Source organism: Nocardia sp. NPDC051570 (genome assembly GCF_044454005.1).
In the GTDB taxonomy this organism is placed as follows: Bacteria; Actinomycetota; Actinomycetes; order Mycobacteriales; family Mycobacteriaceae; genus Nocardia.
This window is the reverse complement of record NZ_JBITDI010000008.1, coordinates 326,227-343,022: the sequence shown is the minus strand read 5'-3', so window position 1 is coordinate 343,022 and position 16,796 is coordinate 326,227. Positions and strand designations below refer to the sequence as shown.

General features: G+C 67.2%; 15 protein-coding genes. 9 read left to right on the top strand and 6 right to left on the bottom strand.

Translation table 11 applies throughout. The annotated features are described in order from the left end of the window. Window positions 1-33 precede the first annotated feature (33 nt). On the bottom strand, window positions 34-1,146 hold the full coding sequence (locus ACIA76_RS22615) for a hypothetical protein (protein ID WP_397153818.1): 1,113 nt from the start codon (window positions 1,144-1,146) through the stop codon (window positions 34-36). Between the two features lie 19 nt (window positions 1,147-1,165). Then, a complete protein-coding gene (locus ACIA76_RS22610) occupies window positions 1,166-2,305 on the bottom strand; it encodes a phosphotransferase family protein (protein ID WP_397153817.1) in 1,140 nt (379 codons plus the stop codon). 289 nt (window positions 2,306-2,594) lie between these two features. Here ACIA76_RS22610 and ACIA76_RS22605 point away from each other — a divergent pair, with 289 nt between their 5' ends. Then, window positions 2,595-3,962, top strand: a complete 1,368-nt coding sequence (locus tag ACIA76_RS22605; protein WP_397153816.1) for a DoxX family protein — start codon at window positions 2,595-2,597, stop codon at window positions 3,960-3,962. A gap of 1 nt (window position 3,963) precedes the next feature. Here ACIA76_RS22605 and ACIA76_RS22600 read toward each other — a convergent pair whose 3' ends face one another. Then, on the bottom strand, window positions 3,964-4,929 hold the full coding sequence (locus tag ACIA76_RS22600) for a hypothetical protein (RefSeq protein ID WP_397153815.1): 966 nt from the start codon (window positions 4,927-4,929) through the stop codon (window positions 3,964-3,966). Window positions 4,930-4,952: 23 nt separating this feature from the next. On the opposite strand from ACIA76_RS22600, the gene ACIA76_RS22595 reads away from it, so the two are divergent. The 5 genes from ACIA76_RS22595 to ACIA76_RS22575 all read left to right on the top strand — a co-directional run bounded on the left by ACIA76_RS22595 (window position 4,953) and on the right by ACIA76_RS22575 (window position 9,282). Continuing rightward, window positions 4,953-5,393, top strand: coding sequence for a PPOX class F420-dependent oxidoreductase (locus tag ACIA76_RS22595; RefSeq protein WP_397153814.1), 441 nt, complete (start codon window positions 4,953-4,955; stop codon window positions 5,391-5,393). Between the two features lie 31 nt (window positions 5,394-5,424). Beyond that, the gene (locus ACIA76_RS22590; RefSeq protein ID WP_397153813.1) at window positions 5,425-6,219 is read left to right on the top strand and encodes an enoyl-CoA hydratase/isomerase family protein; all 795 of its coding nucleotides are present in this window, start codon (window positions 5,425-5,427) and stop codon (window positions 6,217-6,219) included. An 11-nt stretch (window positions 6,220-6,230) separates the two neighbouring features. Further along, a complete protein-coding gene (gene cobA / locus ACIA76_RS22585) occupies window positions 6,231-7,469 on the top strand; it encodes a uroporphyrinogen-III C-methyltransferase (RefSeq protein WP_397153812.1) in 1,239 nt (412 codons plus the stop codon). A 55-nt stretch (window positions 7,470-7,524) separates the two neighbouring features. Next, window positions 7,525-9,009, top strand: a complete 1,485-nt coding sequence (locus ACIA76_RS22580) for an MFS transporter (protein ID WP_397153811.1) — start codon at window positions 7,525-7,527, stop codon at window positions 9,007-9,009. Window positions 9,010-9,075: 66 nt separating this feature from the next. Further along, window positions 9,076-9,282 (top strand): LysR family transcriptional regulator, encoded by a 207-nt coding sequence (locus ACIA76_RS22575; RefSeq protein WP_397153810.1) that lies wholly within the window; start codon window positions 9,076-9,078, stop codon window positions 9,280-9,282. On the opposite strand, the gene ACIA76_RS22570 is transcribed toward ACIA76_RS22575, so the two are convergent. The 3 genes from ACIA76_RS22570 to ACIA76_RS22560 are packed head-to-tail and all read right to left on the bottom strand — an operon-like array spanning window position 9,263 to window position 13,157. Further along, the gene (locus tag ACIA76_RS22570; RefSeq protein ID WP_397153809.1) at window positions 9,263-10,258 is read right to left on the bottom strand and encodes an SMP-30/gluconolactonase/LRE family protein; all 996 of its coding nucleotides are present in this window, start codon (window positions 10,256-10,258) and stop codon (window positions 9,263-9,265) included. The two genes, ACIA76_RS22575 and ACIA76_RS22570, sit on opposite strands and share 20 nt — an antisense overlap. 29 nt (window positions 10,259-10,287) lie before the next feature. Next, window positions 10,288-11,652: an aspartate aminotransferase family protein gene (locus ACIA76_RS22565; protein ID WP_397153808.1), complete on the bottom strand. Its 1,365-nt coding sequence runs from the start codon at window positions 11,650-11,652 to the stop codon at window positions 10,288-10,290. Window positions 11,653-11,666: 14 nt separating this feature from the next. Further along, window positions 11,667-13,157, bottom strand: a complete 1,491-nt coding sequence (locus tag ACIA76_RS22560; RefSeq protein ID WP_397153807.1) for a CoA-acylating methylmalonate-semialdehyde dehydrogenase — start codon at window positions 13,155-13,157, stop codon at window positions 11,667-11,669. Between the two features lie 169 nt (window positions 13,158-13,326). Here ACIA76_RS22560 and ACIA76_RS22555 point away from each other — a divergent pair, with 169 nt between their 5' ends. The 3 genes from ACIA76_RS22555 (at window position 13,327) to ACIA76_RS22545 (ending at window position 16,792) form a co-directional block, all read left to right on the top strand. Then, window positions 13,327-14,925, top strand: a complete 1,599-nt coding sequence (locus tag ACIA76_RS22555) for a PucR family transcriptional regulator (RefSeq protein WP_397153873.1) — start codon at window positions 13,327-13,329, stop codon at window positions 14,923-14,925. Between the two features lie 149 nt (window positions 14,926-15,074). Beyond that, window positions 15,075-16,580, top strand: a complete 1,506-nt coding sequence (locus ACIA76_RS22550) for an APC family permease (RefSeq protein ID WP_397153806.1) — start codon at window positions 15,075-15,077, stop codon at window positions 16,578-16,580. Further along, window positions 16,577-16,792 carry a hypothetical protein gene (locus ACIA76_RS22545; protein WP_397153805.1) on the top strand — a complete coding sequence of 72 codons (216 nt, stop codon included), beginning with the start codon at window positions 16,577-16,579 and terminating at the stop codon, window positions 16,790-16,792. The genes ACIA76_RS22550 and ACIA76_RS22545 overlap by 4 nt, the downstream gene beginning before the upstream one ends. The last annotated feature ends 4 nt before the right edge of the window (window positions 16,793-16,796 follow it).

Below are 16,796 nucleotides of genomic sequence, written 5' to 3'. Positions count from 1 at the left end.
ATTGGGTGCAGGAGTTTCCCGCCAACCGGTGAGCTACGGCGCCAGCGACGACCAGTCGGTGAAGCCGGTGGGATCGTGGCGGCCCATGCTGGCGTGTTCGAATAGGCCCCAGCCCTCGGCGTCGCCGCAGCGGGCCTGGCCCACATGGTCGATCACACCCCATGGGATGCGGGCGGCCACCTCGGGATCGTTCAGGTCGTAGCGGACGCTCGAGGACCAGTCGCGGCCCATCCAGCGGCCGTGCTGCCAGTCCGGATCGCCGCCGTAGCCCGCTCCGATATGCAGGGGGATGAAGGTGTGCGGGCGGATCTCCACCTCGAGCGGTTTACCGTCGGGGGTGGTCAGATCCAGCCGCGCCGACACCGGATACCTGCTGCCGGAACGGTATTCGAGATGCACGCGCGGCCACCCCAGCTGCTCGACCCGGCCGTCGCGCCAGATCCGCACGGCGTCGTTGAGGGTGCGGAAGCCGTCCGGATTCTCCTGCACGATCACGATGATGGAGAACTCGTCGAAGCGCAGCGGCACGTACAGCCACCAGAACCCGCCCGAACCCTCGGCGGCCGCGCGGCCCGGCGGATCGGCCTCGCCGACGGGCCGGATGCCCCAGGACCGGTCGCGGGTGCCCATCCACACCGACGGATCGACGGTGACGTCGACGCCGTCGATATGCAGCGTGCCCGCCCACGAGCCGAGCTGGGCGAAACGCTGCGCGTCGATGATCGGCCGATTGCCGGACAGGATCGTATGCGGCTGCTCGTTGATCGCAGGGAACGAACCCTCCCAGGTCAGATCGAAGCCGAGATCATCGTGCTCGCAGACGATCCGGATGCGCTGCAGCGGTTCGAGGACCTCGAGCCGGTAGCCGCCGACCTTCAGATCCAGGTCGCGCTGCTCGAGCGCGTCGGAGAACCGCACCGATCGCAGGACGTCGCCGCGTCGCACGATGGCGTAGGCATCGGTCACCCCGAGGTTGGGGTAGACACCCATGCCGGTGATCAGCATGGTGCCGCCGTCGCGGTCATGGGCGTTGAAGTAGCTGCGGTCGTAGAAGTTTCGATCGCTGGTGCCCACCCGGGCCAGCGACAGCGGGGTCTGATGGATCGGGTACTCGTCCAACGGGACGGGTGTGTGGCTGTCGGACACAGCCGGACCTCCTTGTCGGTCAATCCCATTCATAGGTGCCGTCGAGCAGGGACTCGAGGCTCGCGCGGTGCATGACGTAGTTGTCGCGGTCGGGGCTGTCGGTGTCCTCGCCGAAATGGATCATCCGGCGCTTCACGCGGGCCATGATGATGCCGTGGCGCAGGGCGGCGTAGACGATGTACCAGTCCAGGTCGCGCAGCGTATGACCGGTGCGGCTCTCATACTGCGCCACCACATCCGCGCGGCGCAGATAGTCCGGCAGGCCGGGCTGATGGAATTGGGTCGCGATGTCCTGGAAGAAGCGGTGGATGAAGATCACCCAGGCCACATCCAGCTCGCGCGGCCCCAAAGACGCCATCTCCCAATCCAGTACGGCGATCGGATCGAAGCCGTCGTAGATGATGTTGCCCGGCCGGGAGTCGCCCCAGCTGAGCACGTCCGGCCCCGGATCGGCGGGGAAGTTCGCCTCCAGCCAGTCGAAGGTGCGTTCCAGCAACGGAATTCGATAGCCGTCGGCGGCGAGCGCCCAGTCGTACCAGGTTCGGTACCAATCGACATGCCGCCGCAGCGCGGACCCTGCACCCGTGACGAGCATGGGGAACTTCGCGACCGGATCCTCGATGGCGTGAATTCCCGCGATGACGTCGACGGTGTTGCGGGTCAGCCGCAGCCGGTCCTCCGGCGAGGAATCGAACAGCCAGCCGACGAACACATACGGCGGATTGTCCTCGGGGATACGGCCGTTCACCCGACCCATCACGAAAAACGGTGAGCCGAGCACGGATTCGTCGGTCTCCAGCCAATGCAGCGGTGGAACCGGCACCTCGCAATGCTCGGCCACCCCGGCCATCACCTCGTACTGGGTGACCAGATCGTAATCCTGGAAGATGGGCATCGCGCCCGCCTCCGGTGGCATACGCACCACATACGATCCGGTCTCGGTGCGGCCGTCCTTCTCCCATGACGCATCGAAAAGCACCGAGCCGCTGGACATTCCGGCGGACTGCGGGCGGCTGAGGTTGACGATCTTCGGCATGCCGTCGGCGTCGACCTTGCGGGCAAGCCAGCGCGCCAACCGCTCGGCGAGATCGTCGAGGTCGCGGGCGCTGATCGTCAGCTCGTACCGATCCCCGGGGTCGCGATCGGGATCGACCGTCATGATCTGCCCTCCTGAGCAATGGTAATCGGTGGATGGAACCTAACGCGTGCCAATCAGTTTGCAGAGCGGAATCCATGGGCCAATACGTTCAGTACCGGTGACTGGGACGGGGCTCGAGGCGGTGGGATGGGGGTAGCCATACCGAAATCGGTGGGGTAGCCATAAGGAATTCGGTGGGGCTGATACGTAAGTCTCTGGGCGTAGCGGGAATTCAGGGAGTTTCCCGGATTCGTACGCGGTCCGGTCTCCGTAGTTTTCATCCGTCGACTTCGATGAAAAGGGGACGGATATGAGCACTGTCACCGCGGTGGTGAAACCCGCGCGATCCGATGGTGAACCGGCGGAGCAGGCGGACTGGAATCCGCTCACCCGCATCGCCTTTCGGTTCTGCTTTCTGTACTTCGGGCTGTTCTGCCTGGCCTATCCGCAGCCGGTCAACATCCTTCTGGGCTGGGCACTGAATTGGCTGGGCCCGCACGCCACCGATTGGCAGCAGTATGCGCTGGAACCGGTGCTGCACTGGGTGGGGCAGGTGATCTTCGGTGCCGATGCGCGACTACACGGGAGTGAGAGTGGTGATCAGCTGCTGTCCTGGCTGCTGTTGTTCTGCCTGCTGATGATCGCCGGAGCCGGGACGCTGATCTGGACCGCGCTGAGTCGCCGCCGCGAGCATCGGCGACTCGCCGGATGGTTCTTCCTGTTCATTCGGCTGTGCGTGGCCGGGCAAATGTTCTATTACGGTTTCGCCAAGCTGATTCCGGCGCAGATGCCGATGCCGGGATTGGCGACATTGCTCGAGCCCTACGGCGATCTGACGCCCATGTCGGTGCTGTGGAATCAGGTCGGTGGCTCGCCGGCATACGAGATCTTGCTCGGCGCGGCCGAGGTGACGGGCGGGGTGTTGCTGTTCATTCCGCGAACCGCGCTCGCGGGTGCGATGCTCAGCATGATCGCGATGGCGCAGGTATTCGTGCTGGATATGAACTTCGATGTGCCGGTGAAGATTCTGTCCGGACATCTGATGCTCATGGGTGTGCTGCTCATGGCTCCCGAAGCGCGTCGGCTCGCCGATTTCCTGGTCCTGAATCGGATAACAGGTCCCTCGACGCGCCCGTATCCCTTCCGCACCAAGCGGTCTCGGTGGGTGGCGGGAGGTGTCCAAGTCCTGCTGGCCCTCTGGGTGGGCACGGCGCTCGTGCACATGTCGGTGACGATCTGGCAGCAGGAGGGCCCCGACCGGCCCAAGCCGCCGCTGTACGGCATCTGGACGGTGCAGGAATTCATCCGCGACGGGCAGGCGGTGCCGCCGCTGCTCACCGACGAGAGTCGTTGGCAGCGTGTGGTGTTCGATACGCCGGGCGTCATGGAGTTCCAGCGCATGGACGGCGCGTTCGCGCCGCTGCGGGTGCGGGTCGACTCGAGCGCCCATCGCCTGGATCTGGGGCAGGCGACCGGGCCCGGCCCGTTCCGATCGACACCGGCGCGGCTGCCCGACATCCAGGGCTCGCTGGCCTTCGACCAGTCCGGGGATCGCCTACGGCTCGACGGCGAACTCGACGGTCATCGCGTCGCCATCATCTGCACCCGATTCGATCCGAACACCCTGCCGCAGCGCAGCCATCCGTTCTCCTGGGTGATGGAACACGCCAACTTCTGAATCAGTGCGCCTCGGCACCGATCTGGTTGGTCCAGTGCGGATTCGAGGCATAGAACTCACCGGAGCCCGGCGCGAACGCGCGCTGGGCCTCCGGGCAGTTCCACAGCCGGGCCACCAGCCAGGCCGTCGGATATCCGAGATAGCCGTAAACCCCGGTGGTGCAGGGGATGGAGGCCGCGGCGCAATCGGGCTGGCCCTGAATGTCATTGTGATTCGGTCCGATCAGCGTGCCCCAGGCCTTGGTGACCGAGGTCGGGACCGCCTCGTAGTAGGCGCGATTGGACTGCAGCCCGTCGGGCAGGCCCGGCAGCTGTGCCGACGGGGAGATCAGCGCATCGCTCGAGCCGTTCACGAAAAGCACCGAACCGGAACGCAATCGGTGCGTATCGGCGCACCGCCGTGCGTCCGAACAGAATGCCTGCGCCGGAATCTCGGCCGTGACAACGGTTGTGATCAGGCCATCGGAGTCGATCATGGCATTGACCACACCGGTGGCCCCCTGCGAATGTCCCATCGCGCCGACGGCCTCGGTGTTCAGCTTGTCGTGGAACAGGCTCGCCGGATCCTGCGCCTGGGCGAGGAGATACCGTGCGGCCGAGGCGATATCGGCCCCCGATCCGGTGTTCTGGTTCTCCGTCGCGACCACCACGAAGCCCCACGACGCCAGATGCCGCAGCAGATAGTCGTATTGGTGCGGGACGGCCGAGGTGCCGTCACCCCAGGTGATGACCGGATGCCGCACGCCGCCCGCGCCGAGATCGGCGGGATACCAGACGTCATAGGCCGCGCCGGTGGAATCGCAGCAGCCGAGGCCCGCCCGCGCGGTCACCGCCCACGGACCCGGGCCGAAGTACTTCGCCTCGATCGCGCCCGTCGGGACATACGGCTCGTCGGCAGTGGCCGCGGGAGCGCACACCAGCAGCAAGGCCGTCAGCGCCGTGAGGACCCGAAAGGCGGCTCGTCGCATAGCCGCAGCATAGAGGCGCGGGAATGCCGGGACCATCGGACGGGTTCGGATCCGAGGTGACGGTCGAATTCTCCGAGGATCTCAAGAAGTACATCGATGACGGCAGGCCCTTCGCCACTGTGGCCACCCTCGCCCGCGACGGGCAGCCGCATCTCACCATCATCTGGCTCGAGCGCGAGGGCGAGGAGCTGATCTTCTCGACCACGGTCTCGCGGCAGCAGTACAAGAATCTGGTGCGTGATCCGCGGATCACGGTCATGATCAACCCGCCGGATAATCCGTACGCGTACGCCGAGATCCGCGGGACCGCGACGATCACCGCGGATCCGGAGCGCGAACTGCCGGATCGGTTGTCGCTGAAGTACACCGGCAAGCGGTATGTGGAGGTTCGCCCGGATTCGGTCCACGACGCCGACCGGGTGATCGTGCGTGTCACTCCGGCCAAGGTGCTCGGGGGACTGTGAACCCGCCCAGCGGGCCGTAGCGTCGAATGTCGTGACGACTGTGGAACTAGGGCGAGTGGCCGCGCACATCACGGCCATTCGCCTCAACCGGCCTGAACGGCTCAATGCGATCGACTTCGCCTTGGTGGCCGATCTGCACGACGCGCTCGATGCGGTGGCCGCCGATGACGACTGCAAGGTCGTCATCCTGACCGGTGCGGGGCGCGGCTTCTGCGCCGGACTGGATCTGAAGGATTACGGGTCGACCCCGGAACCCGGTGCGCACCGGCGCTTTCCGGCGGGGCAGACGGGGCAGAACTTCCTGGCCAGCCTCACCGAACATCTGCGCGCCACACCGCAGGTCGTGATCGCGGCGGTCAACGGCGCCGCGTTCGGCGGCGGGCTGTCGCTCGCATTGGCCTGTGATCTGCGGTTCGCCGGGCGCAGCGCCTCGTTCTGTTCGGCGTTCATCCGCACCGGTCTCACCGGAACCGATGCGGGCGTGAGCTATCTGCTGCCGCGACTGATCGGGGCCGCCCGGGCCTTCGACATGATCCTCACCGGTCGCACGGTCGATGCGGAGGAGGCCGAACGGATGGGCATCATCTCCCGCGTCGTCGACGACGATCGGCTGTGGGACGAGGCGCTCGCCACCGCGACGACCCTCGCCGGCTACACCACTTTCGGGCTGCGCAACACCAAGGAGGTGTTGTGGCACAACCTCGATACCCCGAGCATGGGTGCGGCCATCGCGCTCGAGAATCGCAATCAGGATCTGGCGTACCGACAGGCCGAGGTGCGGGCGTATATGGAGTCCTATGCCGAACACCACCGTGGCGGGTCGTAGGCTCGAACCTTGTGCCGTACACCCCTGACGACCAGCATGCCGGCGATCCGAACTACTTGGTCGGGCTCGATCTCGCGGGCCGCCGAGTCGTGGTGGTCGGCGGCGGCACCGTCGCGCAGCGCCGCCTCGGGCTGCTGATCTCCTCCGGCGCGCAGGTGCATGTGATCAGCCGCGCGGTGACCCCGGCCGTCGAGGGGATGGTCACCGGCGGACAGATCACCCTCGAGCTGCGCGACTACGCCGACGGTGATCTCGACGCGGCCTGGTACGCGATGGCCTGCACGAGCGAGCCGGATACCAATGCGGCCGTCGTCGAGGAGGCCACGCGCCGGCGCATCTTCTGCGTGCGCGCCGACAATGCCCGACTCGGGACGGCCGTCACCCCGGCGACCGCGCGCTACGAGGGCCTGACCCTGGGTGTGCTGGCCAGCGGGCGGCATCGGCGGTCGGCCGCGGTGCGCACCGCGCTGCTGGAGGCACTGCAGTCCGGGGTGGTCACCGAGGACGCGGATCCGATGGCGCCCGGGGTGGCGCTGATCGGTGGCGGGCCCGGCGATCCCGATCTGATCACCGTGCGCGGGCGGCGGCTGCTGGCGCGGGCGAATCTCGTTGTCGCCGACCGGCTCGCACCGCCCGAACTGCTCGCGGAACTCTCGCCCGAGGTCGAGGTGATCGATGCCGCGAAGATTCCCTACGGGCGGGCCATGGCCCAGGAGGCGATCAACGACGCGCTCATCGCGGGCGCGAAGGCCGGGAAGTTCGTGGTGCGGCTCAAGGGCGGCGATCCGTATGTCTTCGGTCGCGGCTACGAGGAGCTCGAGGCATGTGTCGAGGCTGGGGTGCCGGTGACCGTGGTGCCCGGGGTGACCAGTGCGATCTCGGTGCCCGCATTGGCCGGGGTTCCGGTCACCCATCGCGGGGTGACTCATGAATTCGTGGTGGTCAGCGGGCATGTCGCACCCGATCATCCCGATTCGCTCGTGGATTGGCCGGCGCTGGCCCGCCTGCGCGGGACCATCGTGCTGCTGATGGCGGTCGAGCGGATCGAACAGTTCGCCTCGGCGCTGATGGGCGGCGGCCGACCCGCGGATACGCCGGTGATCGTGATTCAGGAGGGCAGCCTGCGCACCCAGCGGGTGGTTCGTGCGGACCTGGCCACGGTGGCCGACCGTGTTCGCGCCGAGGCGATCCGACCTCCGGCGATCATCGTCATCGGCCCCACCGCCGCCTTCACCGCGGGCAGCCTGTGATGGCAGGCCAGAGGTCCGCCGGGGCGGCTCCGGATATCCGATACAGTGAGTCACTGTGCTCGATAACCCCGCTGCGACGACGCATTATCCGGTGACCAAGCGGGCCTTCGGGCTGCCGATCCTGGTGCTCAGCGGGTTGAATCTGATGGTGGTGCTCGACGGCACCGTCGTCATCTTCGCGATTCCGCGGTTGCAGGAACATCTGCATCTGTCCAATGCCGCCAGCGCGTGGACCGTGACCGCCTACGGTCTGCCCTTCGCGGGGCTGATGCTGCTCGGCGGCCGGCTCGGCGACGTCTTCGGCCGCAAGCGGATGCTCATCGTGGGCGTCGCGCTGTTCACACTCGCCTCGGCGCTGTGCGGTTCGGCGCAGACCGACTGGATGTTGCTGGCGGCGCGCGCGATTCAGGGCGCGGGCGCGGCGATCGCGGCGCCGACCGCGATGGCGCTGGTGGTCAGCACCTTCGCGCCCGGACCGGCGCGCAATCAGGCGGTGGCGATCTTCGGTTCGATGATGGCCGTCGGATCGGTCGGTGGGCTCATCGTCGGCGGGGCGCTGACGCAGTTGGATTGGCGGCTCATCTTCTGGATCAACGTGCCGATCGGGGCGCTGATCGTGCTCGGGGCGGTCTACCGGCTGCGCGATACCGCCCATGTCCGGCTCTCGCTCGATGTGCGCGGTGCGATCCTGGGGACCCTCGGATGTGTGGCGATCGTCTTCGGCGCGACCGAGGGTCCCGATATGGGATGGACGAATCCGATCATCCTGGGTGCGGTCGCGGTGGGTGTGCTGCTGCTGGTGGTGTTCGTCTTCGCCGAACGGCATGTCGACAATCCGCTGCTGCCGTGGTCGCTGTTCGATAAGCGCGATCGTGTGGTGACCTTCGCGGCGTGTGTACTGGTCGGCGGTGTCATGGGCGCGATGACCTTCTACGTCGCCCAGTTCCTGCAGAACGTGCTCGGCTACAGCCCGCTGATGGCCGGTGCGACGGCGATCCCGTTCACCCTCGGCGTCGGCGTCGGTGGTGCGGCGTCGTCGAAGCTGTCGCAACTGGTGCGGCCACGCTGGCTGCTCTCCGGTTCGGCCGTGGTGCTGGCGGTCGGGTTGTTCTTCGGTTCCACACTGGACCAGAACGTCTCCTATGTTCCGACGCTGCTGATCCTGTTGCCGGTCATCGGTTTCGGCGTCGGTATCGCGATGGTGGTTGTTCCGCTGTGCCTGCTGGTCGGGGTTCCGGTGGGCAACATCGGGCCACTGACCGCGATCGGCCAGATGGCCTTCAACCTCGGCGGTCCGGTGGCCATCGGCCTGCTGAGCCCGGTCGCCCTGTCCCGCACCTTGTCTCGTGGCGGTATCAACGGCAAGGCCGCCGAGATGAATTCGACGCAGATCGCGGCGCTGAGTAGTGGGTATACGTTGGTGCTGTTCGTCTGTGCCGTGGCGGTGGTGGTCGTGGGGGTGATCGCGCTGTCGCTGAGCTATACGCCTCAGCAGCTGGCGCAGGCGCAGCATGCTCAGGAGGAGTCGCAGCAGGGGTGACCCCGCCCGGCCCGCTGGGCGGACCGGGCGGGGACATGGGATGGGCGTCCGCATGTGGAGGGTGTTATGGATCGGTTTCCGGAGATCGACCTTCGGCATCTGCGGTACTTTTCCGCGATCGCGGAGACGGGCGGTATCACCGAGGCCGCGCGGCGGTTGCGGATCGCGCAGCCGAGTCTCAGTCAGCAGCTCGCCGCGCTCGAACGACGGGTCGGCGCACGGCTTTTCGACCGGAGCCCGCACGGGATGCAGCTCACTCCGGCAGCCGGATGACCGCGATCGAGCGTTCGCTCAGACTGCCCAGATACAGGGTGCCGTCGCGTTCGGCGACGCCGGTGACCATCGCGTAGTCGTCGCCCTCGCGCTGGAGGTCGTGGATGAGCTTTCCGTCGAAATCATAGGCCTGGACCCAAGCGGTCTTGACGGGTTGGGGTCGCAGCGGTTGAGGGATCGCCCAGACCAGACTGCGGAGGATGCCAGGGAGGGGAAGCAGGCTGTCCAGCAACGGATTTCGCGGAGTGAACAGCGTGACCCACACCAGCCCGTCGGATCCCAGACCCATGTTGTCGGGGAAGCCGGGCAGGTTGTCGATCAGATGGTCCGAGGTACCGGCATCCGGGCCCGTGAGCCAGTAGCGGGCGATGCGATAGCCGCCGGTCTCGGCGACGAGTACGCAGGATCGGTCGGGGGCGACGACGATGCCGTTGGCGAATTTCAGTCCGTCCAACAGGGTTTCGACCTTGCCGTCGGGACCGCGACGGAACAGGCGGCCGGTATGCGAGCCTTCGAGGAAGTCGCCCATGTAGCGGTCGAGCGGGTAACGGTTCGAGGAGGAGGAGAAGTAGACGGTGCCGTCGGAATCCTCGACGACGTTGCTGGCGAACGAAAGTCGCTGCCCGTCGACCTCGTCGACGATGACCTCGAGCGTGCCGTGCGGTTGGTCCAGGCGCAGCAGGCCCCGCTCGGCGTCGCAGATCAGCAGGGAGCCATCGGGACCGGCGTGCAAGCCCAGCGGCCGCCCGCCGGTATCGGTGATCTTCTCGACGCTGCCGCCGACGGGATCGACCGCGAACACCGCGCCGCCCGCCACCCCGGTGATCACCCTGCCGTCCGGCGCGAGCACCACATCCTCCGGCCCCACCCTCGGCAGCGGCAGCAGCCGCGGCGCGGGCATCGGTGGGGTGCTGTGGGTTTCGCGGGCGCGCGGTGTCGCCGACGGCGGGGACCACCGCTGAGGCTGGAACGGCATGCTGTTCACGGTACCGCGCGCGGGCGGACTCACACGGTGTAACGATCGGCCACGGTGAGAGCCTCGTCGAGGATGGTCAGGCCCTCCTTGGCCTCGGATTCGGTGATCGTGCACGGCGGGACCACATGCAGCCGGTTGAAGTTCACGAACATCAGCAGTCCGGCCTCGCGGCACGCGGTGACCACCTCGGTCATGGCCGGGCTCGTCCCGCCGTAGGGCGCCAGTGGTTCCCGGGTCGCCCGGTCGCGCACGAGCTCGAGCGCCCAGAACACCCCGAGCCCGCGGACCTCGCCGATGCTCGGATGCCGCTCGGCCAGTCCCCGCAGACCCGGTCCCAGTACCCGCGCACCGATCTCGGCCGCGTTCTCGACGATGCCCTCCTCGGTCATCGTGGTGATGGTCGCGACCGCGGCGGCCGTCGCCAGCGGATGTCCCGAATAGGTCAGCCCGCCCGGATAGGCCCGCTCGTCGAAGGTTTCGGCGATCCGGGGACCGATCGCGACGCCGCCGAGGGGCACATAGCCGGAGTTCACACCCTTGGCGAAGGTGATCAGATCCGGGACCACATCGACATGCTGGATGGCGAACCACTTTCCGGTCCGTCCGAATCCGGCCATCACCTCATCGGCGATGAAGACGATGCCGTGCCGATCGCACAGCTCACGCACCCCGGCCAGATATCCCGGCGGCGGCACCATGATTCCGGCCGTGCCCGGCACCGACTCCAGCGCGATCGCCGCGATGGTCTCGGGACCCTCGAACGCGATCACGTCCTCGAGATGCGCCAGTGCGCGTTGCGACTCCTCGATCTCGTTGCCGGAGTGGAACTTCGAGCGATACAGGAACGGCCCGAAGAAGTGCACCACCCCGGCCGCGCCGCGATCGTTGGGCCACCGGCGCGGATCACCGGTCAGGTTGATCGCGGTATCGGTGCCGCCGTGATAGGAGCGGTAGCGCGACAACACCTTCGGCCGGCCGGTGTGCAGGCGCGCCATCCGTACCGCATGTTCGACGGCGTCCGCGCCGCCGTTGGTGAAGAAGATCCGGTCCAGCTCGCCCGGGGTCCGCTCGGCGATCAGCCGCGCCGCCTCCGAGCGTGCCGCGTTCACATGCCCCGGCGCGATCGTGCACAGCTTCGCGGCCTGTTCCGCGATGGCCGCGACGACTTTCGGATGCTGATGGCCGATATTGGTATTGACCATCTGGGAGGAGAAGTCCAGCAGCCGCCGACCCTCGCCGTCCCATACGTAGCTGCCCTGCGCGGCGGTGATCGTCATGGGCCGCAGCTGCTTCTGCGCGGACCAGGAGTGGAAGACATGCCGGCGATCCAGATCGTAGGCGCGCTCGGCCTCGGCGCGTGCCGCCTCGACGGTGAGTCCGTTGGGAAGTGTCATGGCGTGGTCCTCCGTCAGTTGTTCTGCGGGAAGCCGAGATTCAGGCCGCCGTGGCTGGGATCGAGCCAGCGGCTGGTGACGGCCTTGGTGCGGGTGTAGAACTGCACACCGTCCGCGCCGTGGGCGTGCGAATCGCCGAACAGCGACGCCTTCCAGCCGCCGAAGCTGTAGTAGGCCATGGGAACCGGGATCGGCACGTTGATGCCGACCATGCCGACCTCGACCTCGGTATGGAAGCGCCGGGCCGCGCCGCCGTCGTTGGTGAAGATCGCGGTGCCGTTGCCGTAGGGATTGGCGTTGATCAAAGCCAGTGCCTCGTCGTAGGTTTCGACGCGCACCACCGACAGCACGGGGCCGAAGATCTCATCGGTATAGACGCTCATCTCCGGGCGCACGTGGTCGAGAATCGTCGGCCCGAGCCAGAATCCGTCCGCCTCGCCGTCGACGCTGATACCGCGTCCATCGAGAACCACGGCGGCGCCCTCGGATTCGCCCGCGCCGATGTAGTCGGCGACCCGATCACGGTGCTGGCGGGTCACCAGCGGTCCCATATCGGTGCCGCGGGTGCCGTCACCGGTGCGAATGGTGGTGGCGCGCTGGGTGATCCGGGACACCAGATCGTCGGCGACCTCGCCCACCGCGACCACCACGCTGATCGCCATGCAGCGTTCGCCCGCCGAGCCGAATCCGGCGTTGACCGCGGCGTCGGCGGCCAGGTCCAGATCGGCGTCGGGGAGTACGACCATATGGTTCTTCGCCCCGCCCAGCGCCTGCACCCGCTTTCCGGCCGCGGTGCCGCGCTGGTAGACGTAGCGGGCGATCGGGGTCGAGCCGACGAACGACACCGCCTTGATGCCCGGATTGTCCAGCAGTTCGTCGACCGCGACCTTATCGCCCTGCACCACGTTGAAGACCCCGTCGGGCAGTCCGGCCTCGGCCCACAGCCGCGCCAGCCACAGCGACGCCGAGGGATCCTTCTCACTCGGCTTGAGCACCACGGTGTTCCCGGCCGCGATGGCGACCGGGAAGAACCACATCGGCACCATGGCCGGGAAGTTGAACGGCGAGATGATCGCCACCGGCCCCAGCGGCTGGCGGATGGAGAAGATGTCGACCTTGGTCGAGGCGTTCTCGGTGAAGCCGCCCTTGAGCAGATGCGGTATGCCGCAGGCGAATTCGATGACCTCCAGGCCGCGGGTGACCTCACCGAGCGCATCGGCGAGCACCTTGCCGTGCTCGGCGGTGACCAGCGCCGCGAGCTCGCCCTTGCGCTCGTTGAGCAGCTCGCGGAACTGGAACAGAATCTGGGTGCGACGGGTCAGCGAGGTATCGCGCCACGCCGGAAACGCCGCGGCCGCCGCCTCGACGGCCACCCGCACATCCGCGGCGGTCGCCAGGGCCACCTGCCCGCTCACCACGCCCGTCGCCGGATTGGTGACCGGCAGGCTCGCCTCGCCGGTGCCGGTGAACGGCTTGCCGTCCACCCAGTGCGCAATGGTCTGCATGGGATTCTCCTCGTTCCGGTCAGCGGGACTGTCCTCATCGGATCGTGCGGATCCCGGCATGCTGTCGCCGGGGCGACGCCGGCCCTGGAGCAACTATCTCCCCGATCGGCGGGGCATTCTCCCGACAAAACGTCGACGATCGGACATTTCGTATTACGATTCGTCGGTGTTGATGCCGACCGTAGCCGATGTCCTTGCCATGCCCGTGGTCCGCGCGGGCGAGCCCGAGGTGGTGGGTGGCGCGGCGGGGCTGTCGCGGCCGGTGCGGTGGGTGCACGTCGGCGAGATCGCCGATATGGCGACACTGCTCTCCGGGCGCGAGCTCATCCTCACCACCGGAGGGCCGCTGGCGCACGGCGCCCCGGCCAGTATCGGCTATCTGGAATCACTTGCCGGAGCAGGTGTTTCGGGCCTGGTCGTCGAATTGGGCAGCTATGTCGCCGAATTGGGCCCACATATCGCCGCCGCGGCCGACCGGCTCGGACTGCCGGTGGTGGCGCTGCGGCGGATCACCCGCTTCGTGGAGGTCACCGAGGCGGTGCATCGGGTGATCGTGGCCGACCAATACGCCGAACTCGAATTCGCGCAATCGGTGCACGAGACCTTCACCGCGCTCAGCGTGCGCCGCGCGTCGCTGGCCGAGATCGTGAAAACCGCGGCGAATCTCCTGGATTCGTCGGTGATCCTGGAGGATCTGGCCCATCGCGTACTCACCCTGACCGCCCGGCACAGCTCCGCGGCGGCACTGCTGGAGAACTGGGAAGCCACCTCCCGCATGCTCTCCGATGATCACAATGTCGTTCCGGTCGGCCCCCATACCGAGCGCTGGGGCCGACTCATCCTGCGCTCCAACAGAATTCCCAACGCCCGCGCCCGTATGGTGCTCGAGCGGGCCGCGCAGACGCTGACCCTGCACCGGATGATCGAGCGGGACCGCTTCGGATTGCATCGGCAGGCCCAGACCGGACTCGTCGACGATATGGTCAGCGGCCGCCTCGCCGACGAACAGGATGCCGTGGCGCGCGCGGCGGCCCTGGGGTTGGCGCGCCGGGCCCGCTATGTGCCGCTGGCCGTGCATATCGCCGCGCCTTCGGAGGCCGATCCGGTCGCCCGGCAGCGGCGCGGCGCGGCGCTGCTCGACGCGGTCGGGCACGGTGTGGCCCTGGCCAAGGCGACGGCCCTGAGCGCGGCCGACCATCAGCGGATCACCCTCGTCCTCGCCCTCGGGCGGGCCGGGGATCTCGACGAGCGGCTCGCGCAGGTCTGCGCGGCGGTGGCCGCCGAGGTGCGTCGCGTGGACGGGGTGACTCGGGTGGCGATCGGCGTGGGCGCGGATTCGGAGTCGCTGCTCGACACCGCCCGCGAGCTCACCCATGCCGGGCATGTGGCCGAGGTGGCGCTCTCGCTGAATCCGGTGCAGCCGCGCCCGTTCTACCGCAGCGGCGATGTGCGGCTGCGCGGGCTGCTGTCGCTGATCCGCAACGAACCCGGCGTGCAGCGCTTCGCCGAGACCGAGCTGAGCGCGTTGCTGCGCCACGACATTCGCCATCGCGGCGATCTGGCCACCACGCTGCGGCAGTTCCTCGACGTCGCGGGCAATAAGACCGAATTGGCCCGCCGCATGAACATCAGTCGCCCCACCCTCTACGACCGGCTGGCCCGCATCGAGCGCATTCTGGATGTCGACCTCGACGACGGGGAGGTGCGTACCTCACTGCATACGGCATTACTCATCCGCGATCTTGCCGCCACACCCGACGAACCGTAATCTCACGCGCGGCATTCCGGCCGAAACGTTGCCAATGTGGCCCGAGTCACACACTTCGTCGCCGCTGGTAACTCCGTTTCATCCGCACGCAACATTCTGTTCCCGACAATTCACCCCAGGTCTGTCGACCGGATGTGAGGAGTTGCGTAATGAACATCAGGACGGTCCCGCCGTCGGGCGTCGAGGATGAGCGAGCGGTCCATCGACTCAAACCCAATGCGATCGGCCTACTCGGCGTGGTGTTCATGGCGATCGCGACCGCCGCCCCGATCACCGCGATGACCGGCAACGTGCCGTTCATGATGGCCTCGGGCAGCGGAATCGGCACGCCCGCCGCCTTTCTCATCGCGATGGTGGTGCTGGCGGTGTTCTCGGTCGGGTTCACCACCATGTCCAAGCACATCACCGCGACCGGTGCGTTCTACGGATTCATCTCCTTCGGGCTGGGCCGTACCGTGGGGCTGGCGGCCGGACTGCTGGCGGCGTTCGCGTATATGGTGTTCGAGCCGTCGCTGGTCGGCATCTTCGCCAGCTTCGCCACCAATACCTTCACCGATCAAGTGGGCGTGCACATTCCGTGGTGGGTGTTCGCGATCGTGATGCTGGCGATCAACGCGATCGGCACCTGGTTCGGCGTCGCGCTGGCCGAGAAGCTGCTGGTGGTGCTGCTGGCCACCGAGGTGACGGTGCTTGCCGTGATGGCGGTGTCGGTGGCGCTGCACGGCGGTGGGCCCGACGGGTTTTCGCTCACCCCGCTCAATCCGGTGAACGTATTCCACGGCGCCTCAGCGGGTTTGGGGCTGTTCTTCGCGTTCTGGTCGTGGGTCGGCTTCGAATCGACGGCGATGTACGGTGAGGAATCGCGCGATCCGAAGCGAATCATCCCGCGCGCCACCATGATCGCCGTGCTCGGGGTGGGCGTGTTCTACGTCTTCGTATCCTGGATGGCGATCTCGGGCAGCGGCGCCGATCAGGCGCTGTCACTGGCGGGTTCGGACCGTCCGATGAACGTCTTCTTCGAACCCACCACCCGCTATGTCGGGCACTGGGCCGTGAACACCATGCAGTGGCTGATGATCACCGGATCGCTGGCCTGCGGCATGGCCTTCCACAACTGCGCGGCCCGCTATCTGTACGCGCTCGGGCGCGAGGGGGTGCTGCCGGTGCTCCAGCGCACGGTCGGGCGCACCCATCCCAGGCACGGCTCGCCGCATATCGCCGGACTGGTGCAGACCGTGGTGGCCGCGCTGATCGTGCTGGCGATGGGGCTGGCCGGCAAGGATCCCTACAACGGCATCTATACGCTGCTGGCGATTCTGGGCACGATGGCGATCCTGGTCGTGCAGTCGGTGTGTTCGTTCGCGGTGCTGGCCTACTTCCGCAACCACCATCCCGAATCTCGGCACTGGTTCAAGACGCTGGTGGCACCGCTGTTCGGCGGACTGGCGATGCTGGGCGTGGTGGGGCTGCTCATCGTGAACATGAACACCGCCGCGGGTACCGAGGCGAATTCGCTCCTGCTGAAACTCACGCCATGGCTGGTGGCCACGGTGGCGCTGATCGGGATCTGTTACGCGCAATACCTGAAACGCCGTGACCCGCAACGGTATCTGCTGCTGGGTCGAACAGTGCTGGAGGAGACTCGCGAACGATGACGACCTACCGAGACCGCCTCATCGCGGCGTTCATCGTCGGTCTGGTCGTCTCGGTGCTGCTGTTCTCCGATCAGAGCAGATTCGTCGGCTATGCCGTGCGGGTCGTGCCCGAATTGGGTGATATCACCTTCTTTGTCGGGTTCGTGCTGTCGGCGGCGGTGTATCTGATCTTCGCTCGCACTCGGATCCGTGCCCGGGTGGTGGCAGCATGATCGG

Excerpts from the sequence above, each read along its gene's own strand:
- ACIA76_RS22610 (WP_397153817.1), bottom strand. The coding sequence starts at position 2,305 with ATGACGGTCGATCCCGATCGCGACCCCGGGGATCGGTACGAGCTGACG.
- ACIA76_RS22605 (WP_397153816.1), top strand. The coding sequence starts at position 2,595 with ATGAGCACTGTCACCGCGGTGGTGAAACCCGCGCGATCCGATGGTGAA.
- ACIA76_RS22600 (WP_397153815.1), bottom strand. The coding sequence starts at position 4,929 with ATGCGACGAGCCGCCTTTCGGGTCCTCACGGCGCTGACGGCCTTGCTG.
- ACIA76_RS22595 (WP_397153814.1), top strand. The coding sequence starts at position 4,953 with ATGCCGGGACCATCGGACGGGTTCGGATCCGAGGTGACGGTCGAATTC.
- ACIA76_RS22575 (WP_397153810.1), top strand. The coding sequence starts at position 9,076 with ATGGATCGGTTTCCGGAGATCGACCTTCGGCATCTGCGGTACTTTTCC.
- ACIA76_RS22570 (WP_397153809.1), bottom strand. The coding sequence starts at position 10,258 with ATGCCGTTCCAGCCTCAGCGGTGGTCCCCGCCGTCGGCGACACCGCGC.
- ACIA76_RS22565 (WP_397153808.1), bottom strand. The coding sequence starts at position 11,652 with ATGACACTTCCCAACGGACTCACCGTCGAGGCGGCACGCGCCGAGGCC.
- ACIA76_RS22560 (WP_397153807.1), bottom strand. The coding sequence starts at position 13,157 with ATGCAGACCATTGCGCACTGGGTGGACGGCAAGCCGTTCACCGGCACC.
- ACIA76_RS22550 (WP_397153806.1), top strand. The coding sequence starts at position 15,075 with ATGAACATCAGGACGGTCCCGCCGTCGGGCGTCGAGGATGAGCGAGCG.
- ACIA76_RS22545 (WP_397153805.1), top strand. The coding sequence starts at position 16,577 with ATGACGACCTACCGAGACCGCCTCATCGCGGCGTTCATCGTCGGTCTG.